Source organism: Vreelandella sedimenti, from assembly GCF_013416325.1.
Lineage (GTDB): Bacteria > Pseudomonadota > Gammaproteobacteria > Pseudomonadales > Halomonadaceae > Vreelandella > Vreelandella sedimenti.
This window is the reverse complement of record NZ_JACCGK010000035.1, coordinates 1-19804: the sequence shown is the minus strand read 5'-3', so window position 1 is coordinate 19804 and position 19804 is coordinate 1. Positions and strand designations below refer to the sequence as shown.

Sequence of the window (19804 nt, the reverse complement as noted above, 5' to 3'; positions counted from 1 at the left end):
GGCGCGAATGGCATTGGCTAGCTCAAAACGGGACGGCATGGGGGTGCTCCTCGCCTGAAAACAGAAATTATAAAGGCGCTATTGTCGCTGACTTCCCATGTTGCGGCAAATGTAGCGGCAAATTCTGGGGATCACGTTCTGGGAAGCATCGCCGACAGCGTGTAGACTCTGCCTCCCGAAGTGATGGAGAACGTCATCATTTCGCTAATACGGGCAGGGGACACCTGCCATGATTTCCTGCTGATGCTGTGGAATTCCTACAGCCGTCATACAGAGGGTAGAGTGCGCGATGAGCGAATATTCCCTGTTTACCTCCGAGTCCGTCTCCGAAGGTCATCCCGATAAGATTGCCGATCAGATCTCTGATGCAGTGCTAGATGCCATTATCGCCCGCGATAAACAGGCTCGTGTGGCCTGTGAAACCATGGTGAAAACCGGGGTGGCGATCATTGCCGGCGAAATTACTACCTCCGCCTGGGTCGATTTAGAAACCCTCGTGCGCGATGTGATTATCAGCATTGGCTATAACTCGTCTGATGTCGGCTTTGACGGCGCTACCTGCGGCGTGGTTAACCTGATTGGCAAGCAGAGTGTCGACATCGCCCAGGGTGTTGACCGCAGCAAGCCGGAAGATCAGGGCGCTGGCGACCAGGGTTTGATGTTTGGCTACGCGACCAACGAAACCGACTCTTTTATGCCGGCACCGATCCATTACTCTCACCGGTTGGTCGAGCGTCAGGCCGAACTGCGTAAAAATGGCCTGTTGCCGTGGCTGCGCCCGGATGCCAAGAGCCAGGTTACCTTCCGCTATAACGCCGAAGGCCAGCCCTGCGGTGTCGATGCCATCGTTCTCTCTACCCAACACGACCCAGATATTGATCAGGAAGACCTGCGCAAAATGATCAAGCGTGAGGTCATTGAGCAAGTCATCCCCGCCGAGTGGTTGGATGACAGCACCCAATACCATATCAACCCGACCGGCAAATTTGTGATTGGTGGCCCGGTAGGCGATTGTGGGCTGACCGGACGCAAAATCATCGTCGATACCTACGGCGGCATGGCACGCCACGGTGGTGGTGCGTTCTCGGGCAAAGACCCCTCTAAAGTGGATCGCAGCGCTGCCTATGCGGGCCGCTATGTGGCCAAGAACGTGGTGGCCTCAGGCCTGGCTGACAAGTGTGAGATTCAGGTCTCCTACGCGATTGGCGTTGCCGAGCCGACGTCGGTCTCCATCGATACCTTCGGCACCGGTAAAATTGACGATGCCAAGATCGTGGCACTGGTTCGCGAGCACTTTGACCTGCGTCCCTACGCGATCACCAAAATGCTTGATCTGCTGCACCCGATGTATCAGCTCACCGCCGCTTACGGCCACTTTGGTCGGGCACCGTTCGAGCACAGCTACACCTGGAGCGACGATAAAGGCCAAGCGCATACCGAGACCTTTACTGCCTTCCCGTGGGAAAAGATTGATAAGGCCGATGCACTGCGTAAGGCTGCCGGTTTGTAAGAGATTCGCTACACTGTTTGTAAGAAATGGATTAAATCGCCCCTTTGGCTTCTGCCGGGGGCTTTTTTTATGCGCTATTTCAAAGCCCTGCGCTAGGCTAAGCCTAAAGGCTGATGTGTTAACGCGGGGGGAAGTAATGTTGTTGAGTGTGCGAACTTGGCTACTGGGCGGCCTGATCTGGCTTGTCACTTTTTCCGCACAGGCTGCCGAATGCCCCGATTGGCCGGAGGAGCGCTTAAGCCGCGAAAGCAAGGCGCTGGCCGAGCAGGTCCACCGCTGGGACACTGCCTACCATGACGAGGGCGTCGCGCTGATCGATGACGCCCTTTACGACCAAGCGGTAGAGCGCCTAGCCGCTTGGCAGCGTTGCCTGGGCACTGTACCTGACCATCGCCCGCTTACGCGCGTTACACGCAGCAGCGGCACTCTTGAGCACCCGGCGGCGCAGCGTGGGCTTGATAAAGCCGATGACGATGGCGTCAGACGTTTTACCAGCCGCCGCGAAGACCTGTGGATCCAGCCCAAAGTGGACGGCGTGGCGATTACGTTGCGCTATGAAAATGGCGAACTGGTCGAAGCTGTTAGCCGTGGCGATGGCGAGCGGGGCCAGGATTGGACGGCCCGTGCCCGACAGCTCCCTGCCATTCCCAATACGCTATCCGAGCCTATTTCTGGAGTACTCCAAGGCGAGCTGTATTGGCGGTTAACCCAACACGTGCAGTCGCGTTCACCCGCATCGGGTGCCCGGGGAGCCGTGGCAGGAGCAATGGCGCAATCCTCCCCCACAGTAGCCACCCTTGAGCGTATTGGCCTGTTTCTCTGGGGTTGGCCCGATGGCCCTACCGCAATGCAAGAGCGTTTAGCACGGCTAAGTGAACTGGGCTTTGATAGCGCTGACTACACTTATCCGCTGGATGACCGCCGTGATGCTGCCTACTGGCGCGATAGCTGGTTTAACGGGCCATTGCCGTTTGCCACCGACGGGGTGGTGATTAAGCAAGCTGAGCGACCCGGTGTACGCCGCTGGTCATCATCACCACCTGAATGGGCCATTGCCTGGAAATACCCCGCCCAGCAGGCGCTAGCGGAAGTGCGCGGCATTGAGTTTCGCGTTGGGCGCACCGGCCGGGTGACGCCGCTGGTGTGGCTTAATCCGGTGCTGCTGGAGGGGCGACGCATTAGCCGTGTTTCGTTAGGCTCGCTGGAACGCTGGGAATCACTAGATGTACGTCCCGGTGACCAAGTAGCGATTTCGCTAGCGGGATTAACGATTCCCCAGTTAAGCGAGGTGGTGTGGCACACTCAGGAGCGCTCGCCGCTGACGCCGCCATCTCCCCAGCGCTACCACCTGCTAAGCTGCTTTGAATTAACGGCTGACTGTGAAAACCAATTACTGGCGCGGCTTAGCTATCTTGGCGAGCAGCTTGGTATGCAGGGTCTTGGTGAAGGTACATGGCAAGCGCTAATGGATGCGGGCGCAGTCACGCATTTACTGGACTGGCTGGATGTCGAACCGCGCCAACTGCAACAGGCCTACGGCATTGGTGAGACCACCGCTGACGCGTTGCTGGAACAGTTTCAAGTCGCCCAGGGTAAGCCGTTTGCGACTTGGTTAAGCGCGCTGGGGGCGCCCCCGGGAAGCGAGTCGGTTCGCGGCGGGGATTGGGATGAGTTATCGGGCTATCGGCGCGAACAGTGGCAAGCCGTTCCCGGCATTGGCCCGGTTCGTGCTGACGCGCTGATAGCATTTTTTAGCCATCCCGAGATACAGCACATGGCTCGACAGCTTAATGAAGCGGGTGTGGCTGGTTTTTAGCCCAGTCCTGTGAGACGCAGCATCAAACTCAGATAAAGCGGAATCAGCAGCGGCGCGAGCAGTGTCGTCACCAGCACCGCTAACGCGCCTTTTTGCGGCTGAATGCCCAGCTCCATGGCCACCACCACTACGTTGGAAGCCATGGGTACCACGCCTATCAACAGCAGTGCCATGGCCAGTTCCGTGGAAAGAGGCGCCACCCACTGTAGTATTAAAGCGGCCCCCAACATGACGAGCGGCCAGAGCAGGTAGCGAAGACCCAGGCAGGTGGCTACAAAGCGTGAATCCCAGGCGGCAAGCGTGACTTGGCTAAGCGTCATGCCAATAATCATCATGCCCAGCAGCGTGTAGGTGGCGGGGAAGACTTGCAGCGAATTCATTACTGCAGCGGGTATGGTTATTTCAAGGGCGCTAAGCAGTAACGCGAATAGGAACGCATAGATAAGCGGTAAGCGAGAAATTTTGATCAGACTCTCACGTACGGAAAAACGTCCGCGTGCGCTAAGGTAAAAGCCTACGGTGAATTCGTAAATATTAATCCCCAGCATACAGAACAGGTAAAGAGTAACGCCTTCAGGGGGGAGCAAAATCAGCGCAATCGGTAGGCCAAAATAGCCGGTATTACCCGTTCCTGAGGAGAACGCCAGCAGAGCAGCCTCCTGTTCACCAAAACGGTGGCGAGTAATACGCTGTACCACCAGTGCCATCAAGCTTGCCAGAATGAACAGCGCTAATGTGAGTAAGAGGTAGTCAGGTGTTGGGCCGCCGTTCATCAGTGCGCGAAAAATCGTAAAAGGCGCTATCAAGTAAACCAGCAGCGTCGCAATTGGGCGAGGATCTAGCTTGAGTCGTTGGGCGGCGAGCCAGCCTAGCCCCACGTAGCTGAGTAGCATGAGTAACGGCCCAACGAGCGCCCCAGGTGCAAGATCCATTTATCCTCCCGTCGTATGTGGTGGCTCGCTAACATGAGCCGAATTAAAGGCCAAGCGTGGAATCTTTCATTAGCCCCAGCGCGCAGGAACAGCGAGAATACCTCAAAATATCATCACTTTTGATCACTAATAAGGAAACCCCATGAGCAGCCATGAGCATCCGCTAGGTATCAGCTTTGAATTCTTTCCGCCCAATACCGATGCTGGGCGCGACAAGCTGATCCACGTTCGCGATGAACTGGCCGCCCGAAAACCACGGTTTTTCTCAGTTACTTACGGTGCTGGTGGGTCTACCCAAGCGCGTACCCGTGAGGTGGTGCGTGCAGTCAGCGAGAGCGGTATCACTACCGCCCCGCATCTCTCCTGCATTGGCAGTGAAAAAGCTCAGTTGCGTGACTTGCTGGCGCAGTACCGCGAGGAAGGGGTCGAGAGCCTCGTCGCGTTGCGTGGTGATATGCCCTCAGGTATGGGAAGCATTGGTGAGCTACGTTATGCCAACGAACTGGTTGAGTTTATTCGCACGGAGACGGGCGACCATTTCGACATCGCAGTGGCTGCTTACCCTGAATCTCATCCACAGGCGCCTAATCTTGATAAGGATGTGGAAAACTTTGCGCGTAAAATGAAGGCTGGCGCCAATATGGCCATTACCCAGTACTTCTTCACCGCTGACGCCTATTTCAACTTCGTTGATAAAGCCCGTGCGTTGGGCGTCAAGCAGCCGATTATTCCCGGTATCATGCCGATTACCAACTACACCAAGCTGGCGCGTTTCTCTGACGCCTGCGGTGCCGAGATCCCACGCTGGATTCGCAAGCAGTTGGAGTCCTATGGCGACGACAGTGAAGCGATTGCCGCCTTTGGCACCGATGTGGTGAGTCGTCTTTGCCAGCGATTGCTAGATGGCGGCGCGCCAGGCCTGCACTTCTACACGCTTAACCAAGCGGCGCCGGTGCTGAAAATCGTCGATAACCTGGCTGGCTAACCAAGCCACTTTATTTGCTTACCTTGCGCCCATTAAAAACCCTGCTCAACAATGGTTGAGCAGGGTTTTTTTACGCTTAGCGTTTAGCGGCTTAAACCAATCAGCCAGCTTGCGCCGTTTTGCTACCACCGCCGTTCACCTTACGCTGCATCATGAATAGCACGATACCAATCGCAAGGCCAGCAATGTCGGTATAGATACCGCCGTAGATTAAAAACAGCGCGCCTACCAGCATGACGACACGCTGCACTAGGTTAACGGGGCCAAAGAACCATTTCTGTACCATGCCTGAAAGCAGCACAATGCCCAGCGTCGCGGTTAACCCAACGCGCAGAATCTGCATCGGTGAGCCTTCCATCAGCATGGCCGGGCTGTAGAAGAACATAAACGGCACAATAAACGCGGCCAAGCCAATCTTGAACGAGGCCACCGAGGTGCCCATGGGGTTGTCGCCGGAGATACCGGCCGCGGCATAGGAGGCCAAGGCAACAGGGGGGGTAATCGCGGAGACGACCGCAAAATAGAACACAAAGAAGTGAGCAATCAGCGGCTCAATGCCGATATTGATCAAGCCGGGAGCGACCACGGAAGCGGCCACCGCATAGGCAGCAGTAGTAGGCATACCCATGCCGAGTAGAATACTGATCAGCATGGCGAACACTAGTGCCAGCAGTTGGCTCACGCCCGCTAAGCCAAGTAGCAGTGACGAGAAACGCGCGCCCACACCGGTCAGCGAGATAACCCCGACGATTAAGCCCGCGCAGGCGCACACGGCGATAATCTGAATCGACATAGTGCCCGCTATTTGCAGCGCTTTAAGAATCGCCCGAAATCCCATTTTATTGGGTGATAGCCAGCTAACCACCGCGGCTGACGCGGTTGCCAAGGTGCCCGCGCGGATCACCGAGTAGCCCATAAACAGGGCGACAATCAGGATAATAATCGGCGCGAACAGGTAGACCTGTTTTACCAACTTCGAGAACAGCGGGATCTCATCTTTGCGCATGCCACGCATGCCTTTACGGGCGGCTTCAAAGTCGACCATAAAGTAGATAGAGGCAAAATACAGAATCGCCGGAATGACCGCTGCAAGAGCAATTTCGGTATAGGGAATACCGGTCACTTCGGCCATGATGAATGCGCCCGCGCCCATAATCGGCGGCATGATTTGCCCACCGGTTGAGGCGGCTGCCTCAATCGCGCCCGCGCTACGTGCTGGATAGCCGACTTTCTTCATCAGGGGAATGGTCAATGAGCCGGTGGAAACCACGTTACCTGCCGAAGTGCCGTTAATCATACCCATCAATCCAGAGGCAAAAATGGCCACCTTGGCAGGGCCACCACGGGCACGGCCAGCTGCGGCAAAGGCAAAGTTAACGAAGTAGTCGCCGACTTTAGAAGCCTGTAGGAAGGCAGCAAAAATAATGAACAGAATAATATAGGTCGACGACACGGCGGTGGTGGGGCCGAGAATCCCTGCGTCGGTATACACTTGGCTAAAGAAACGCTGTAGTGACAGCCCCGGGTAGCCTAAAAAGCCTGGCAGATAAGGGCCAGCGAATACGTAAGTTAGGAAAACCGCAGAAATAACCACCAGGGCCAGGCCTGCAACTCGGCGAGTGAGCTCCAGAATCAGTAGTGAGCCCGCAATCGCTGCCCAGGAAATGCCTGACGGTGCGAAAGAGGTACCCGTCGACATGCGGATATTGGTGTTGTAAGCCACTAGCAAATAGCCAGCGCTTGCCAGCGCGCAGACCATCAGTACCAAGTCTGCAGGATTGAAGCGATGCCGTGCCTGACGATAAAACCATGACAACACAATGGCGCCCGCCGTCGTTGCCATTAGCGGATAGCCGTAGTGCCAGTTTTCAATGCTCGGGTCGATGCGCATGGCACCGCCGCTGAGCGTTTGATACATTAACAGAACTTGCGCCAGAGTATAGGCGGCAGGAATCAGTAACGCGTAGCTAAGCCATTTGATCCAGGCACCTGACGTCTGGTGATTGTCGTCGGCAAAACGGGCACCGGAAAAGAGCCCGTAACCGAGAATAAGTGCACCGGCAATATGCACGATACGAAACGACCAGGTTTCCATCGGATACACGTTGAGTGAAATCAGATGGAAACTTGAGTAAGCGATCGCTAATGCCGCAAACAGTAGGAACTGCCAGCCCGTAAACAGGCGGCGATTGGGTTCAACAACGTCTTCATCGACACCATCGGCAATGGACTCTGGTATCACTGACGCCGCGTGGGCATCATCCTTGAGATCATTGGGTTCTTGGTCGGTTTTGTGACTCATTAGAGTTCACCCTCACAGCAAAAGCAGACAAAGGGGTAGCAGCAGCGAAAGCTGCCCCGCCCGGCTGGGCCGGAAACGGGGCAGTCAGAACGGTAAACGTTGCTTAGTTGATCATGTCTTCAGCAATTTCATAGCCGTTCTCTTCGTACCAGCGTGCAGCGCCGGGGTGAAACGGCAGCACGGTGTTGTGCTTGATGTTTTCTGGAATGGTGGTTTCAGCGCTGCGGTGCACAGAGCGCATGCGGTCGTTGTTTTCCATGGTCGCCTTGGTGACTTCATAAACGAAATCTTCCGGCAGATCGCAGCCTGCGATAGCGAAGTTCCACATGGAGACAGCGCGGGCATCTTCTTCCAGCGTCGTATAGGTGTTGGCCGGAATCATAAACTCAGCTACGGGGAAGTTTTCCAGCACCGTGGCCAGCTCTTCTTCGTTAAACTCAATAATGTTGACGTCAGTTTGTACTTCTAACTGGCTAACGGCGGGAATCGGAATGCCGGCAGCGAAGGCGACGACGTCAAGCAGACCATCCTGCAGTTGACCGCCCAAGTCTGACCAGCCGCCGTTGCGACGCTCAAAGTTAACGCCCAGGGTTTCTAGAATCGCTGGGAAGTAGGTGTCAGAGGTTGAGGCAGCCGGGCCAAAACCGATGCGCGCGCCATCAGGAATGTCGGAAATTGACTCAATACCGCTGTCAGAAAGCGCGGTAATGGAGAACGGCGTTTCATACATAGGGAACATGGCGCATACATTGTCCATTGCCATACCAGGTGCCAGCGGGCTTTCACCTTTAACGGCATCAGAAGCAGGGCCCATGGTGGTTAAGCCAAATGCCATATCGCCAGTGTGTACCAGTGCCAGGTTTTGAGTCGGGCCACCGGTGACTTCACCACCGCCAGATACACCCAGCTCATCAGCGATAAAGTTGGCCCAGCCTGAACCGTAGACGAAGTAAGTGCCGCCTTGGCTAGCGGTACCCACGGTAAAGTTATCGGGCCAATCGGAGCGGTCTGCTTGTGCTTGGGCACTGCTGGCAGCGGCTACAAGCAGAGCGCTGCTGGCGAGAAGAGTGAACGTTTTAGGCATATGTTTGCGCATGGCGAAAATTCCTAGCTGTTATTGGGGTTATATACTGACAGCGTCGATTAATGCGGCCAGTCGATACTGCGTTAAGCAGGGTATCCAAGGTATATAACAGCGATAGTTGTGCCATTTAAATATTATGATTTTAAAATCATATGCTTGCGTATTTTTTATTCAACTTTGGTGGAAAGCGTTTTTTGTCATAGTGTCCGATTGTTCGCACGACGATGGTTATTTAGTGTGCGGATAACCGCACATAAATGGTGTTACCTATACGCTATCGGCTTGTGGGGCGGTAAGGAAAGAATGAGCACGCCATCCTTGGCGGGGAGGGGGTTAACGCGAAGATTTACCTGGATCCAAAATACGTACGGGTTGCACATCCTGCTGCTTCTGATCATCACGTACCTGGTTGACCCGGGTGGTCATTTCGGTAAGCGCGTCCTCTTCGATGGGCAGTTGCTCGAAGAAATCGCAACTGACACATTCTCGGTAGCGAATACCGTTTTGCTCCCAGGCACGGATCCGATCCATCTCTGCGCAGCGCGGGCAAGTAACACCGGCGATAAAGCGTTTCACACTAGACATCATTAGACTCCAAGAGCGCGCCCTCTAAGTGGAGGGCGCGCATAGGCTTTGCAGATTTAAGCAGCACGAATGCCGCTATGGCGCAGTAGCGGTTCGACGCTCGGCTCTCGGCCTCGAAAGGCGACAAACAGGTCAGCTGCATCGCGGGCGCCGCCCTGCTCCAGGATTTCGCGACGAAAGCGCTGGCCCGTGTCAGGATCGAAAATACCGGCCTCTTCAAAGGCGCTCCAGGCGTCCGCCGAGAGCACTTCAGCCCACTTGTAGCTGTAGTAACCAGCCGCATAGCCACCGGCAAACACGTGGCCAAAACTATTTTGGAAGCGGTTGAATGGCACTTTCGGCAGCACAGACACTGCTTCGCGCACCTCATCTAACAAGGCTTGCACATCGCTGGCGCTGGGGGCGCTAAGTTCATGGTGCAGACGCAGATCAAACAGCGAGAACTCGATTTGGCGCATCATACCCATGGCTGACTGGAAATTCTTAGCTGCCTGCAGGCGCTCAAGCAGCTCTGCTGGCAGCGGTTCGCCACTATCCGCGTGTTTGGCGAGTAGGTCTAAGCCTTCACGCTCCCAACAGTAGTTTTCCATAAACTGGCTGGGCAGCTCGACGGCATCCCAAGCGACGCCGTTAATGCCGGAAATGTCGGCGATCTGCTGCTGGGTCAGCATATGGTGGAGGCCGTGGCCAAACTCATGGAACAGCGTGGTGACTTCGTCGTGGGTGAGCAGTGCCGGGCGGCCGTTTACCGGGGCGGTAAAGTTGCAGGTCAGGAAGGCGACGGGCAGTTGCAGACCCTGTTCGGTTTGACGACGCACCCGGCAGTCGGCCATCCAGGCACCGCCACGCTTACCTTCGCGGGCGTAGAGATCCAGATAGAAACCGGCAATGGGTTGGCTGTTTTCGGTGATGCGGAAATAGCGCACGTCATCATGATAGCGGGGTGCCTGGGTATCTTCTTCAAAGCGCACGCCGTACAGGCGTTCCACTACCTGAAACAAGCCATCGACTACCTGGGGAGCTGGAAAATAGGGGCGTAACTGTTCCTGGGAGATCGAATGGCGCGCTTCGCGTAGTTTTTCGCTGGCATAGGCAACATCCCACGGTTCCAGCGTCTCTAGGCCGAGTTCTTCTCGGGCATAGGCAGTGAGTTCTGCAAACTCCTCCTTCGCCTGAGGCAACGCCCGGCGGGCTAAGTCGTTGAGAAAATCGAGTACCTGCTCAGGAGATTCTGCCATTTTGGTAGTGAGAGAGTAATCGGCATAGGTGGCAAAACCGAGCAGTTGGGCCATTTCATTGCGCAGCGTCAGGATCTCTTCCATGATCGCCGCGTTATCGAATTTGCCCGCATCTGGGCCTTCATCAGACGCACGGGTAACAAAAGCGGTGTAGACCTCCCGGCGCAGCTCGCGGTTATCGGCATAGCTAACCACCGGGAAGAAGCTGGGGAAATCCAGGGTAATACGGTAGCCCGCAACGCCTTTCGCCTCGGCGGTAGCTTTTAAGGTGTCGAGAGCACTCTCCGGCACCCCCGCTAACGTCTCTTGACTATCGATGTCCTTGTGCCATACCTGGGTAGCATCCAGCACGTTATTGGAGAACTGATTTGACAGCAGCGAGAGTCGCGACTGAATCTCGCCGTAGCGGGCTTTCTGGTCAGCAGGAAGATCAACACCGGCAAGGCGGAAATCGCGTAGGGCGTTCTCCACGGTGCGCCGCTGTGCGGCATCCAGGTGTGCCCAGGCCGGGCCGTCTTTCAATGCTTGCCAGCCATGAAACAACCCTTCGTGCTGGCCTACCCAGGTGCCGAAGTCGGAGAGCTTCCCAAGGCATGTCTGATACGCTTCGCGCATTTCCGGCGAGTTCATGGTGCCATTGAGGTGCGAAACCGGTGACCATGCCTTGGTGAGCCGATCATTCACTGCTTCAAGGGGCGCTGCAAACGTGTCCCAGGTAGGCGGGGTAGCGGCTGCCTGCTCGGCGAGGCGATCAATGGCCTCTCGGCTTTCGCTTAGCAGCGCCTCCACGGCAGGCTCCACGTGCTCGGCGCGAATCTCAGCAAAGGGGGGCAGCGCGTGCGTTTCAAGCAGCGGATTGGCGGACATGGGCACCTCGATTGGCATCGTTTTAAAAACCGTTAGTGAGCGCAAAACGCGCAATAATAATGACACAGTGCGGGCGGTGGTGCTGTGTTTCAATGTTAGCTTCAACAACTATGTTTAATGCCAGGGTTTGGCCTGCACGCAAGCGCCTGCTAGTCTTGCCGCCTTTTAATGCCACCAATGGCAGGAGCATGTGATGAGCGAAACGCTGGAGCGCTGGGGGTCTAAGCGGGCCTTTATCTTGGCGGTAACAGGTGCTGCGGTAGGGTTAGGCAACATCTGGCGCTTCCCTTACGTGGCCGGAGAGAACGGCGGTGCGGCGTTTTTACTGATTTATGTGGCGTTTGTGCTGCTGCTGGGTATTCCGGTGATGATGGCGGAGATACTGATTGGCCGTGCTGGGCGGCGTGGGCCGATGCAAGCCTTGAGTGCCTTGGCGGCCGAGGCGGGGGCTTCACCTCGCTGGCGCTGGTTGGGGCTATTCGGGGCGTTCACTGTATTCTGCATTTTATCTTTCTACTCGGTGGTGTCCGGCTGGTCGATTGAGTTTTTGGTGGCCTCTGTTAACGGCAATTTCAATGGCGCGAGCGGCGCTGAGATTGGCGCTGGTTTTGAAGCCTTCTTGGCCAACCCAGGGCTGTTGATCTTCAATCACTCGCTGTTTCTGTTTATGACCATGACCGTTGTGGCGGCGGGTGTTGCCAAAGGGTTAGAGCGACTCAATAACTTGCTGATGCCGCTGCTGTATCTGTTGTTGCTGCTATTAGCGGGCTATGCCGCGACGACTGATGGCTTTGCCCCCGCCTTGGCGTGGCTGTTTTTACCCTCTTTCGAGGCGCTAACCCCGGCGGTGGTGGTCCATGCCATGGGGCACGCGTTCTTTACTCTGGCGGTGGGCGCCTGTGCTTTGATGGCGTATGGTGCTTATATGCCGGAAGAGCAAAGCCTGCCTAAAGCCGCTGTGGCAGTCGCCGTACTCGATATTAGCGTGGCGTTACTGGCGGGGATCGCTATTTTCTCGGTGGTGTTTGCTCAAGGCATGGATCCCACTGATGGCCCAGGGTTAATGTTTGTCACCCTGCCCATTGCGTTTTCTGAGCTGCCCTGGGGCTCTGTATGGCTGAGCGTGTTCTTCTTACTGCTGCTACTGGCCACCTGGACATCGGCCATTAACCTCGCGGAGCCGATGGTCGCAACGCTTCAGGGCTTGGGGCTGCGTCGCAGTATCTCCACTGCCATTGTGGCGCTCAGCGTCTGGTTGATCGGGCTGTTATCGGCCTTCTCTTTTTCAACTCTGGCGGAATTTCGGCCGCTATTTGGACGCAATGTCTTCGAGCTTGTCAGCAGTATACCGCCGGACGTTTTCCTGCCTTTGGGCGGCCTATTGATAGCCGTTTTTGCGGCTTGGGTAATGCCTCGCGATAGAGTGGTGAGCGCGTTAGGCATTGGTGAAAGTGGCTACCTGGTGTGGCGTAATATCATTCGCTGGGTATCGATTCCGCTGACCTTTATTGTTCTGCTGGCCGGGTTGCTATAGTGAGGTAATTGAATTCTCTAAGCTATCCAACAACCCTAGGAGCGAGTGATGAGTAGTGCATTAAGGCCCTATCAAGGTATGGAACCCCAATTGGGTGAGCGCGTTTATATTGATCCGGCCAGTGTAGTCATTGGTGATGTGGTGATGGGCGACGACTGCTCTGTCTGGCCGATGACGGTTATCCGTGGCGATATGCACCGTATTCGTATCGGTGCACGTACCAGCGTGCAGGACGGCAGCGTGCTACATATTACCCACGCCAGTGATTTTAGTCCGGAGGGGTTTCCGCTCACCATTGGCGATGATGTGACCATCGGCCATAAAGCGATACTGCATGGCTGTACCTTGGGAAGTCGGATCCTGGTAGGGATGGGCGCGATTGTAATGGATGGCGCGGTCGTTGAGGACGAGGTGATTATTGCCGCGGGCGCCGTGGTAACACCGGGTAAGCATTTGAAAAGTGGCTATGTGTATGCCGGTAATCCGGCTAAAGCGCTGCGCCCACTCAAAGATAAAGAGCGTGCCTTCTTCCCTTACACTGCAGGCAACTACGTTAAATTAAAAGATCGCTTTCTGGCTGAATCCTCCCTTTAGGTGCCTTAGCTAAATCAACCCTAAGCGGTTGGCCTAGCAACCTTTTTTCTTTATTAGCCATGTCGCGGACGGCAAAAGTCTGTTAATTTATACAGTTTTATGTTTTGCAGACTTTGGGATGCCGCGTCATGGCTAATTTTCGCACGCATATTACGGTGGCAGCGGCGGGCGGCATGCTGGTAGCTTACGCAGGCTGGAAAGGCCAATGGTGGCCGCCCTCCCAGGCGGCGGTGATGATTGCGCTGGTCACGTTCGGGGGGATTTTGCCCGATATCGATGCTGATCGATCCCATTCTATCCGCTTGATATTCAATCTTCTTTCGGTGCCCGCTTTGGTGTTGGGCGTCCTGTTGCTGCAGCCATGGTTGACGCCGGGAGCGTTGTTGATTGCCTGCGGTGGGATCTATTTTAGCGTGCGCTATTTGGCGGGGGTGCTGTTCTCGCGCTTTACCGTACACCGTGGTATTTGGCACTCGCTGCTAGCGGGTGGGCTATGTAGTCTGCTCACCGCTGCGCTAAGTTTTAATTTACTCAACCAGCCAGCGTGGCTGGCTTGGTCTCACGGTGCTGCCACCTTGGTAGGGTTTTTGATCCACTTGAGTTTGGATGAGATATACAGCGTTGACCTTGAAGGCGCGCGGCTTAAGCGCTCGTTTGGAACGGCGCTTAAGCTAGGCGATAGCCGTCGGCCAATGTCCAATCTGCTAATGCTGATTGCGACCCTGACCTTGGTGCCTTGGGCGCCGCCCTGGTCGGTGCTGGGCGAGTTGTTGCATCAAGGCTCGCTGCTGTGGCGATAGTCGTCGGCATTGAGGCCGTGCTTTTTAAGTTTGTCGTAAAAGGTTTTGCGCGGAATGCCCAAGTGGTGACAAACATCGGTTACCCGTCCATGGTAGCGCGACAGAGATTGGCTGATCAGGCTCTTTTCAAACAGTTCTACCTGGCGCGGCAAAGTAGGCTCTTCGGTGTCGGCGTTGACCCCTTCCAACAGCGCATCTAGGCGATAATCAAAGGCGGCGCCCAGTAGCACGTAACGCTCGGCAAGGTTCCGCAGCTCGCGCACGTTGCCGGGCCAATCATGGGCCAGCAGGGCGGCAATGGCGGGGCTGTCGAGGGTCGGTGCTTCTAGCCCACTGCGGTTGGCAGCGACCACGGCAAAGTGCTGGAACAGCAAGGGGATATCCTCACGCCGTTCGCGAAGCGCAGGCAGCGGCAGGGTGACAACGTTTAGCCGGTAGTAAAGGTCTTCGCGAAAACTCCCCTCTTCGGAGGCGGCTTTGAGATCCACCTTGGTGGCCGCAATCACCCGAATATTGAGCGGAACTGTTTCATTGGCGCCTAACCGCTCGACGCTGCGTTCCTGCAGTACCCTCAGCAACTTGACTTGCAGCGCCATGGGCATCGATTCAATTTCATCTAAAAACACTGTGCCGCCATTAGCGTGTTCAAACTTGCCGATTCGCCGCTCTACTGCACCCGTGAAAGCGCCTTTTTCATGGCCAAACAGCTCGGACTCAATGGTGTTTTCGGGCACCGCGCCGCAGTTGATCGCCATAAAGGGGCTGTTGCGCCGGCCGCTGCGTTCATGAATTGCACGGGCCACGAGGTCTTTACCGGTACCTGTTTCACCGAATAGCAGGACGTCGGCTTCTACTTGGCTGATACGCTGAATCATCGCCGCGAGCCGGGATATGATGGGCGTGCGCCCAACGAGTCGCGGCCCCAGCGCGGCTTGTTGCACTTCAAGCTCGGCTTTAAGACGGTGGTTTTCCAAGCTGAGCTGGCGCTTCTCTATGCCTCGGCGTACTACGTCCAGCAACTGATCACCGGCAAACGGCTTCTCAAGAAAATCCCATGCCCCTGCGCGCATGGCTTCTACGGCCGTGGAAATGTCGCCGTGACCGGTGATTAAAATAATCGGCAGAGTGGCGTCGCGACTGTGTAACTCATGGAGTAGTGCCATACCATCCATTCCCGGCATGCGGATATCACTGACAATGACACCTGGGAAGTCCGGTGTTAATGCTGCCAGGGCTTGTTCCGCTGATTCGAAGCAGTAGGGCGTGTAGCCTGCAAGCTCGAGGGTTTGGCTGGCGGTGATCCGCAGATGCGGTTCGTCGTCGATCACCATGACCGGCAGCGTCGACGGCTCATGCATAAGAGGAGTTCTCCTGGGGGTGAGTTAACGGTGAGTGGGGCAGGGTGATAGTGAAGCAAACGCCGCCTTCGGGTTGATTAGTCGCCTGCAGCTTGCCGCCTAAATCGTCCATGATACGAGACGAGATCGAGAGTCCTAGGCCTAAACCACTCCCTGGCGCTTTGGTGGTAAAAAAGGGTTCAAAAATATGCCCTAAGTGCTCCTCGGGAATGCCAGGGCCATTATCGGTAACGCTAATAATGACCTGCTGCTGGTGTATTTGGGCACCCAAAGTAAGTTGTGGCGCAGGTACGCCTTTCATGGCCTGCAGCGCATTACCGATTAAATTGACCAACACTTGTTCCAGACGCACTAGGTCTCCTTGCACCCATAGTGTTTCATTGGGCCACTTCTGGGTAATGGAGATGTTGCCTTCGCGCAGGCGGCTTTGAAACAGGCGAAGAGCGTAGTCGATACAGGCTTGTACCGAAATCGCCTCCTGACGCTCGCTGCTCTTTCGTGAAAACTGGCGCAGCTGAGCGCTGATATCCGCCATACGTTCGGTCAGTTCAACAATTTGTTCAAGATTGGCATCCGCTTTTTCGTGGCGTGCTAATGCCATAAAGCGGCGGGCGTTTTCCGCATAAGCGCGAATAGCCGCCAGCGGTTGATTAAGCTCATGGTTGATGCCCGCGGCGAGCTGCCCCAACACAGCGAGTTTGGCGGCTTGAATGAGCTCGTCTTGGGTCTGGCGTAAATTGGCCTCTGCACGGCGGCGCACTTCAATTTCATCCGATAGGCGTTGGTTGCTGGCCACCAGGTCACGGGTGCGGCGCTCTACGCTTACCTCAAGTTCGTCACGCACGCGTGCCAAGGTGTTGCGCTCGCGCTCGGCAAACGCTTCGCGTTCACGGCGCAGCCGTAGGCGCTGCCAGCCAATGCCTGCGCCGAGAGTGACCACGCCGTAGAGGCCGCCTGCCATGAGGGCAGCAATCCACTGAGCGCTCATCACCGGTGTTAGCGGCTTTAAAATATGCATTTGCCAGCCAAATTCAGGGACATGTCGGGTCAAACTAAGATAGTCGCTACTGCTCAATGGGCCTTGGGAGAAACTGACCAACTGGCTTCCCTGTCGGTAAGGTGCATTGATTTCAATACCCGAGGGTGACAATGGCTCCATGGCATAGCGGCGCGTTTCTCTTAGGGCTTGGCGCTGCTCTTCGGTAAGTGGATAGAGCGCGTTCATGCGTAGCTCGGGGTGGCTGGCCATGAAAATGATGTCGTCACTATCAGTGACAAATAGCTCGGCATCCTGCTCTGCCCAGCTCTCTTCAACATCATCTAACAGTACTTTAACCACTAGCACTCCGTCTGGCTGTGCATCGGGCGAGGTGTCGTCTAGCCATATGGGCGATGAAAAGTAGTAGCCCCGTTCAAGAGACTTGATGCCCAAACCAAAAAAGCGCCCCTGGCCTCCGGCAATGGCATCGGTGTAGTAGGAGCGGAAAGCATAGTTCTGGCCAATAAAGGTGTTAGGGCGGTGCCAATTACTGGCGGCAATCGTGTCGCCATCGCGATTGAGTAAATAGACGTCTGAAACCCCCGCTGTAAAGCGGAAACGATCCAGTAACATATTGAGCGGCATCGGGTCTTGGCTATCGGGAGAGGCCAAAAAGCGCTGCACACCTTCCCGAGTGGCAAGCATTTGCGGAAGGTAGTCGTAGCGCAGTAAATAGCCGTTTAAGTTGGCGGCAGACAGCCGCAACTCATTCTCGGCATCGTCCTGTAAGTTGGAAAGTGCTTGTTCACGCGCCAACTGGGCGGCCTGCCACATACACAACAGCAAGCCGAGTGAAATAACCAGCAGCCACAGGCGCCGCCAGCGTGGCGGCAAGGGGGTGGGCGCTTGGTTATTCATACCAGCGCTGTTCATGCTGACGTCTTACTACTGCCTTGAGCGCGGCGAAGAGCACGCTGGGCACGCGTCTCAGCCCTCGCCATCTCAAGTAGACCTTCTTCAACAAACACTAAGTGCTCATGGGCGCGAGCGCGGGCATCTTCCGCGCGACCTTCCAAGATGGCATTGAGTAGGGCGCGGTGCTGTTGCATTAGCTGGCTGCGCGAACCCTCCTTGGCGAATAAATGGGCCAAGTTATTTACAATGCTCTTCTCTAGCAGGTGAAAAATGCCGCGAATGGTATGCAGCAGTAGAACATTGTGAGCGGCTTCGGCAATCGCCAAGTGGAACGCTGCATCTAGTTTGGCTTCTTGGATAGGGTTGGCACCGGCAAAACCGCCGTCGAGTTCTTCAAAGCGCTGAATAAGCACGGACTTATCGGCGGGTGTTGAGCGTAGCGCAGCGTAGTAGGCGGATATGCCTTCCATAGCGTCGCGGAATTCAAGTAAGTCTAGGTTAAATTCGCCGTGACGAGAGAGCATCTCCAGCAATGGGTCGGTATAACCATTGCTGAGGTCATCGTTAACAAAAGTGCCGCCGCCTTGGCGGCTGGTTAGTAAGCCACGAGCGGCTAGTTTCTGAATAGCTTCCCGTAAAGAGGGGCGCGAAACACCAAACCGTTCGGCTAATTCACGTTCAGGAGGTAAGCGCTCACCTGGTTTTAGGCTGCCTTCTAGCATCATAGCTTCAAGGCGTTCAGTAATTACATCGGCCAAGCGTTGCTGGCGGAGCGGTGGGTAGCTCATATTGAATAGCTCATGTCTATTTGCAGCCGCAATTGGTAAGACCAATATTAAGATCTTTGGAGGTTGATCTCAAGCATCTGCGAAGTAGGATTTAACGCTAATAAAACGCATTAATGGCGACTTTAAACTAAAGTATAGCGGGTTAAGGTGCTAAGGAGTGTTATCTCCGTTTGACACGCTTAGGGCGGCTCACTACTGTTGGTGCTAGTTTTTTTGTCAATTGGTAAAACCAATTTTCCACTTTGGGGCGCCGGTGTATAGCGCATCCATTGTATAGGGCTATTGCACAGGGCTATCCATGATCATTTCTGCTTCCACTGATTATCGCCAAGCGGCCAAGCGTCGTATCCCCCCTTTTCTATTCCACTACGCTGACGGTGGTTCCTACGCGGAGCATACGCTGCGGCGCAATGTTGAGGATCTTGCTGGTGTCGCTTTGCGTCAGCGTGTGTTGAAGGATATGTCTTCACTATCATTGGAGACCACGCTGTTCGGCGAAGCGCTTGCTATGCCGGTCGCCTTGGCGCCGGTGGGGTTGGCAGGAATGTACGCTAGGCGTGGTGAAGTGCAAGCTGCGCGGGCAGCTGCTAATAAGGGGGTGCCGTTTACACTGTCGACAGTATCGGTGTGTCCAATCGGCGAAGTGGCCTCTGCGGTTGATCGGCCTATCTGGTTTCAGCTTTATGTGTTGAAAGATAGAGGGTTTATGAAGCATGTCCTGGAGCGAGCCAAAGCCGCTGGCATCAAGACGCTGATCTTTACCGTCGATATGCCCGTGCCAGGGGCGCGCTATCGCGATGCACATTCAGGCATGAGCGGTAAGTACGGCCCAATGCGGCGTATGCTTCAAGCAGCAGCACACCCTTTTTGGGCCTGGGACGTGGGTGTTAATGGCCGTCCCCATGACTTGGGTAACGTGTCTGATTATCGCGGTAAGCCAACGGAGTTAGAAGACTATATTGCCTGGCTAGGTGACAACTTTGATCCGGCTATCTCATGGAAGGACTTGGAGTGGATTCGTGAGCTCTGGGAGGGCCCAATGATCATCAAAGGGATTCTCGACCCCGAGGATGCTCGTGATGCGGTTCGCTTCGGCGCGGATGGTATCGTTGTTTCCAATCATGGTGGTCGTCAGCTAGACGGTGTTCCCTCTACCGCGCGTGCGCTGCCTGCTATCGCTGATGCGGTTAAGGGCGATTTGGCCATTCTGGCCGACTCCGGCGTACGCAGTGGGCTTGATGTTGTGCGCATGATCGCTATGGGTGCGGATACCGTATTGATTGGGCGTGCTTTTATCTATGCGCTTGCTACAGCCGGAGAGGCGGGCGTTTCCCATCTGCTTGAGCTGTTTGAAAAGGAGATGCGGGTTGCAATGACGCTCACTGGGGCGCGTAGCATCGCCGACCTAGGGGCTGATTCGCTGGTGCCAGACTCGCTCCGCGGTGTCTGATAGTCATTGTCAGTACTTCTATCAGCATTAGGCTTAAAAAGCCCTTGCCAACCCGGCAGCGAACCCG

15 protein-coding genes are annotated in these 19804 nt (G+C 55.5%); 7 read left to right on the top strand and 8 right to left on the bottom strand.

The window, feature by feature from the left end; translation table 11 throughout:
• Window positions 1-289: 289 nt before the first annotated feature.
• Window positions 290-1510, top strand: coding sequence for a methionine adenosyltransferase (gene metK, locus HZU72_RS23075; protein ID WP_180096294.1), 1221 nt, complete (start codon window positions 290-292; stop codon window positions 1508-1510).
• Between the two features lie 136 nt (window positions 1511-1646).
• Window positions 1647-3326 (top strand): NAD-dependent DNA ligase LigB, encoded by a 1680-nt coding sequence (gene ligB / locus HZU72_RS23070; RefSeq protein ID WP_180096293.1) that lies wholly within the window; start codon window positions 1647-1649, stop codon window positions 3324-3326.
• Here ligB and HZU72_RS23065 read toward each other — a convergent pair.
• Window positions 3323-4258, bottom strand: a complete 936-nt coding sequence (locus HZU72_RS23065; RefSeq protein WP_180096292.1) for an AEC family transporter — start codon at window positions 4256-4258, stop codon at window positions 3323-3325. The two genes, ligB and HZU72_RS23065, sit on opposite strands and share 4 nt — an antisense overlap.
• A 142-nt stretch (window positions 4259-4400) precedes the next feature.
• Here HZU72_RS23065 and metF point away from each other — a divergent pair, with 142 nt between their 5' ends.
• Window positions 4401-5243, top strand: coding sequence for a methylenetetrahydrofolate reductase [NAD(P)H] (metF, locus tag HZU72_RS23060; protein WP_180096291.1), 843 nt, complete (start codon window positions 4401-4403; stop codon window positions 5241-5243).
• Window positions 5244-5343: 100 nt separating this feature from the next.
• Here the strand turns inward: metF and HZU72_RS23055 are convergent, their stop codons facing one another.
• The 4 genes from HZU72_RS23055 to prlC all read right to left on the bottom strand — a co-directional run bounded on the left by HZU72_RS23055 (window position 5344) and on the right by prlC (window position 11319).
• On the bottom strand, window positions 5344-7545 hold the full coding sequence (locus HZU72_RS23055; RefSeq protein WP_180096290.1) for a TRAP transporter permease: 2202 nt from the start codon (window positions 7543-7545) through the stop codon (window positions 5344-5346).
• A 103-nt stretch (window positions 7546-7648) separates the two neighbouring features.
• A complete protein-coding gene (locus HZU72_RS23050) occupies window positions 7649-8641 on the bottom strand; it encodes a TAXI family TRAP transporter solute-binding subunit (protein WP_180096289.1) in 993 nt (330 codons plus the stop codon).
• A 321-nt stretch (window positions 8642-8962) separates the two neighbouring features.
• The gene (locus HZU72_RS23045; protein WP_180096287.1) at window positions 8963-9214 is read right to left on the bottom strand and encodes a YheV family putative zinc ribbon protein; all 252 of its coding nucleotides are present in this window, start codon (window positions 9212-9214) and stop codon (window positions 8963-8965) included.
• Between the two features lie 56 nt (window positions 9215-9270).
• On the bottom strand, window positions 9271-11319 hold the full coding sequence (prlC, locus tag HZU72_RS23040; protein WP_180096285.1) for an oligopeptidase A: 2049 nt from the start codon (window positions 11317-11319) through the stop codon (window positions 9271-9273).
• A 193-nt stretch (window positions 11320-11512) separates the two neighbouring features.
• Between prlC and HZU72_RS23035 the strand changes: the two genes are divergently transcribed.
• From HZU72_RS23035 to HZU72_RS23025, 3 genes are all read left to right on the top strand, one after another.
• A complete protein-coding gene (locus HZU72_RS23035) occupies window positions 11513-12853 on the top strand; it encodes a sodium-dependent transporter (RefSeq protein ID WP_180096283.1) in 1341 nt (446 codons plus the stop codon).
• 48 nt (window positions 12854-12901) lie between these two features.
• Window positions 12902-13447, top strand: a complete 546-nt coding sequence (locus HZU72_RS23030; RefSeq protein WP_180096281.1) for a gamma carbonic anhydrase family protein — start codon at window positions 12902-12904, stop codon at window positions 13445-13447.
• A 128-nt stretch (window positions 13448-13575) separates the two neighbouring features.
• Window positions 13576-14247: a metal-dependent hydrolase gene (locus HZU72_RS23025; RefSeq protein WP_180096279.1), complete on the top strand. Its 672-nt coding sequence runs from the start codon at window positions 13576-13578 to the stop codon at window positions 14245-14247.
• On the opposite strand, the gene HZU72_RS23020 is transcribed toward HZU72_RS23025, so the two are convergent.
• Genes HZU72_RS23020 through HZU72_RS23010 form a run of 3 tightly spaced genes read right to left on the bottom strand, consistent with a single transcriptional unit; the run spans window position 14223 to window position 18287 of the window.
• Window positions 14223-15605 (bottom strand): sigma-54-dependent transcriptional regulator, encoded by a 1383-nt coding sequence (locus HZU72_RS23020; RefSeq protein ID WP_009288649.1) that lies wholly within the window; start codon window positions 15603-15605, stop codon window positions 14223-14225. The two genes, HZU72_RS23025 and HZU72_RS23020, sit on opposite strands and share 25 nt — an antisense overlap.
• Window positions 15598-17517: a sensor histidine kinase gene (locus HZU72_RS23015; protein WP_180096277.1), complete on the bottom strand. Its 1920-nt coding sequence runs from the start codon at window positions 17515-17517 to the stop codon at window positions 15598-15600. Before HZU72_RS23015 ends, HZU72_RS23020 begins: the two co-directional genes overlap by 8 nt.
• Window positions 17514-18287 (bottom strand): GntR family transcriptional regulator, encoded by a 774-nt coding sequence (locus HZU72_RS23010; protein ID WP_180096275.1) that lies wholly within the window; start codon window positions 18285-18287, stop codon window positions 17514-17516. The genes HZU72_RS23015 and HZU72_RS23010 overlap by 4 nt, the downstream gene beginning before the upstream one ends.
• A 298-nt stretch (window positions 18288-18585) precedes the next feature.
• Here HZU72_RS23010 and lldD point away from each other — a divergent pair, with 298 nt between their 5' ends.
• The gene (lldD, locus tag HZU72_RS23005; protein ID WP_180096273.1) at window positions 18586-19737 is read left to right on the top strand and encodes an FMN-dependent L-lactate dehydrogenase LldD; all 1152 of its coding nucleotides are present in this window, start codon (window positions 18586-18588) and stop codon (window positions 19735-19737) included.
• Window positions 19738-19804 lie beyond the last annotated feature (67 nt).

What these genes read in the sequence shown, in the direction of transcription:
- metK (WP_180096294.1), top strand. Translation starts at nt 290, where the DNA reads ATGAGCGAATATTCCCTGTTTACCTCCGAGTCCGTCTCCGAAGGTCAT.
- HZU72_RS23015 (WP_180096277.1), bottom strand. Translation starts at nt 17,517, where the DNA reads ATGAACAGCGCTGGTATGAATAACCAAGCGCCCACCCCCTTGCCGCCA.
- HZU72_RS23055 (WP_180096290.1), bottom strand. Translation starts at nt 7,545, where the DNA reads ATGAGTCACAAAACCGACCAAGAACCCAATGATCTCAAGGATGATGCC.
- HZU72_RS23010 (WP_180096275.1), bottom strand. Translation starts at nt 18,287, where the DNA reads ATGAGCTACCCACCGCTCCGCCAGCAACGCTTGGCCGATGTAATTACT.
- ligB (WP_180096293.1), top strand. Translation starts at nt 1,647, where the DNA reads ATGTTGTTGAGTGTGCGAACTTGGCTACTGGGCGGCCTGATCTGGCTT.
- HZU72_RS23025 (WP_180096279.1), top strand. Translation starts at nt 13,576, where the DNA reads ATGGCTAATTTTCGCACGCATATTACGGTGGCAGCGGCGGGCGGCATG.
- metF (WP_180096291.1), top strand. Translation starts at nt 4,401, where the DNA reads ATGAGCAGCCATGAGCATCCGCTAGGTATCAGCTTTGAATTCTTTCCG.
- HZU72_RS23050 (WP_180096289.1), bottom strand. Translation starts at nt 8,641, where the DNA reads ATGCGCAAACATATGCCTAAAACGTTCACTCTTCTCGCCAGCAGCGCT.
- lldD (WP_180096273.1), top strand. Translation starts at nt 18,586, where the DNA reads ATGATCATTTCTGCTTCCACTGATTATCGCCAAGCGGCCAAGCGTCGT.
- HZU72_RS23020 (WP_009288649.1), bottom strand. Translation starts at nt 15,605, where the DNA reads ATGCATGAGCCGTCGACGCTGCCGGTCATGGTGATCGACGACGAACCG.
- HZU72_RS23045 (WP_180096287.1), bottom strand. Translation starts at nt 9,214, where the DNA reads ATGTCTAGTGTGAAACGCTTTATCGCCGGTGTTACTTGCCCGCGCTGC.
- HZU72_RS23030 (WP_180096281.1), top strand. Translation starts at nt 12,902, where the DNA reads ATGAGTAGTGCATTAAGGCCCTATCAAGGTATGGAACCCCAATTGGGT.
- HZU72_RS23035 (WP_180096283.1), top strand. Translation starts at nt 11,513, where the DNA reads ATGAGCGAAACGCTGGAGCGCTGGGGGTCTAAGCGGGCCTTTATCTTG.
- prlC (WP_180096285.1), bottom strand. Translation starts at nt 11,319, where the DNA reads ATGTCCGCCAATCCGCTGCTTGAAACGCACGCGCTGCCCCCCTTTGCT.
- HZU72_RS23065 (WP_180096292.1), bottom strand. Translation starts at nt 4,258, where the DNA reads ATGGATCTTGCACCTGGGGCGCTCGTTGGGCCGTTACTCATGCTACTC.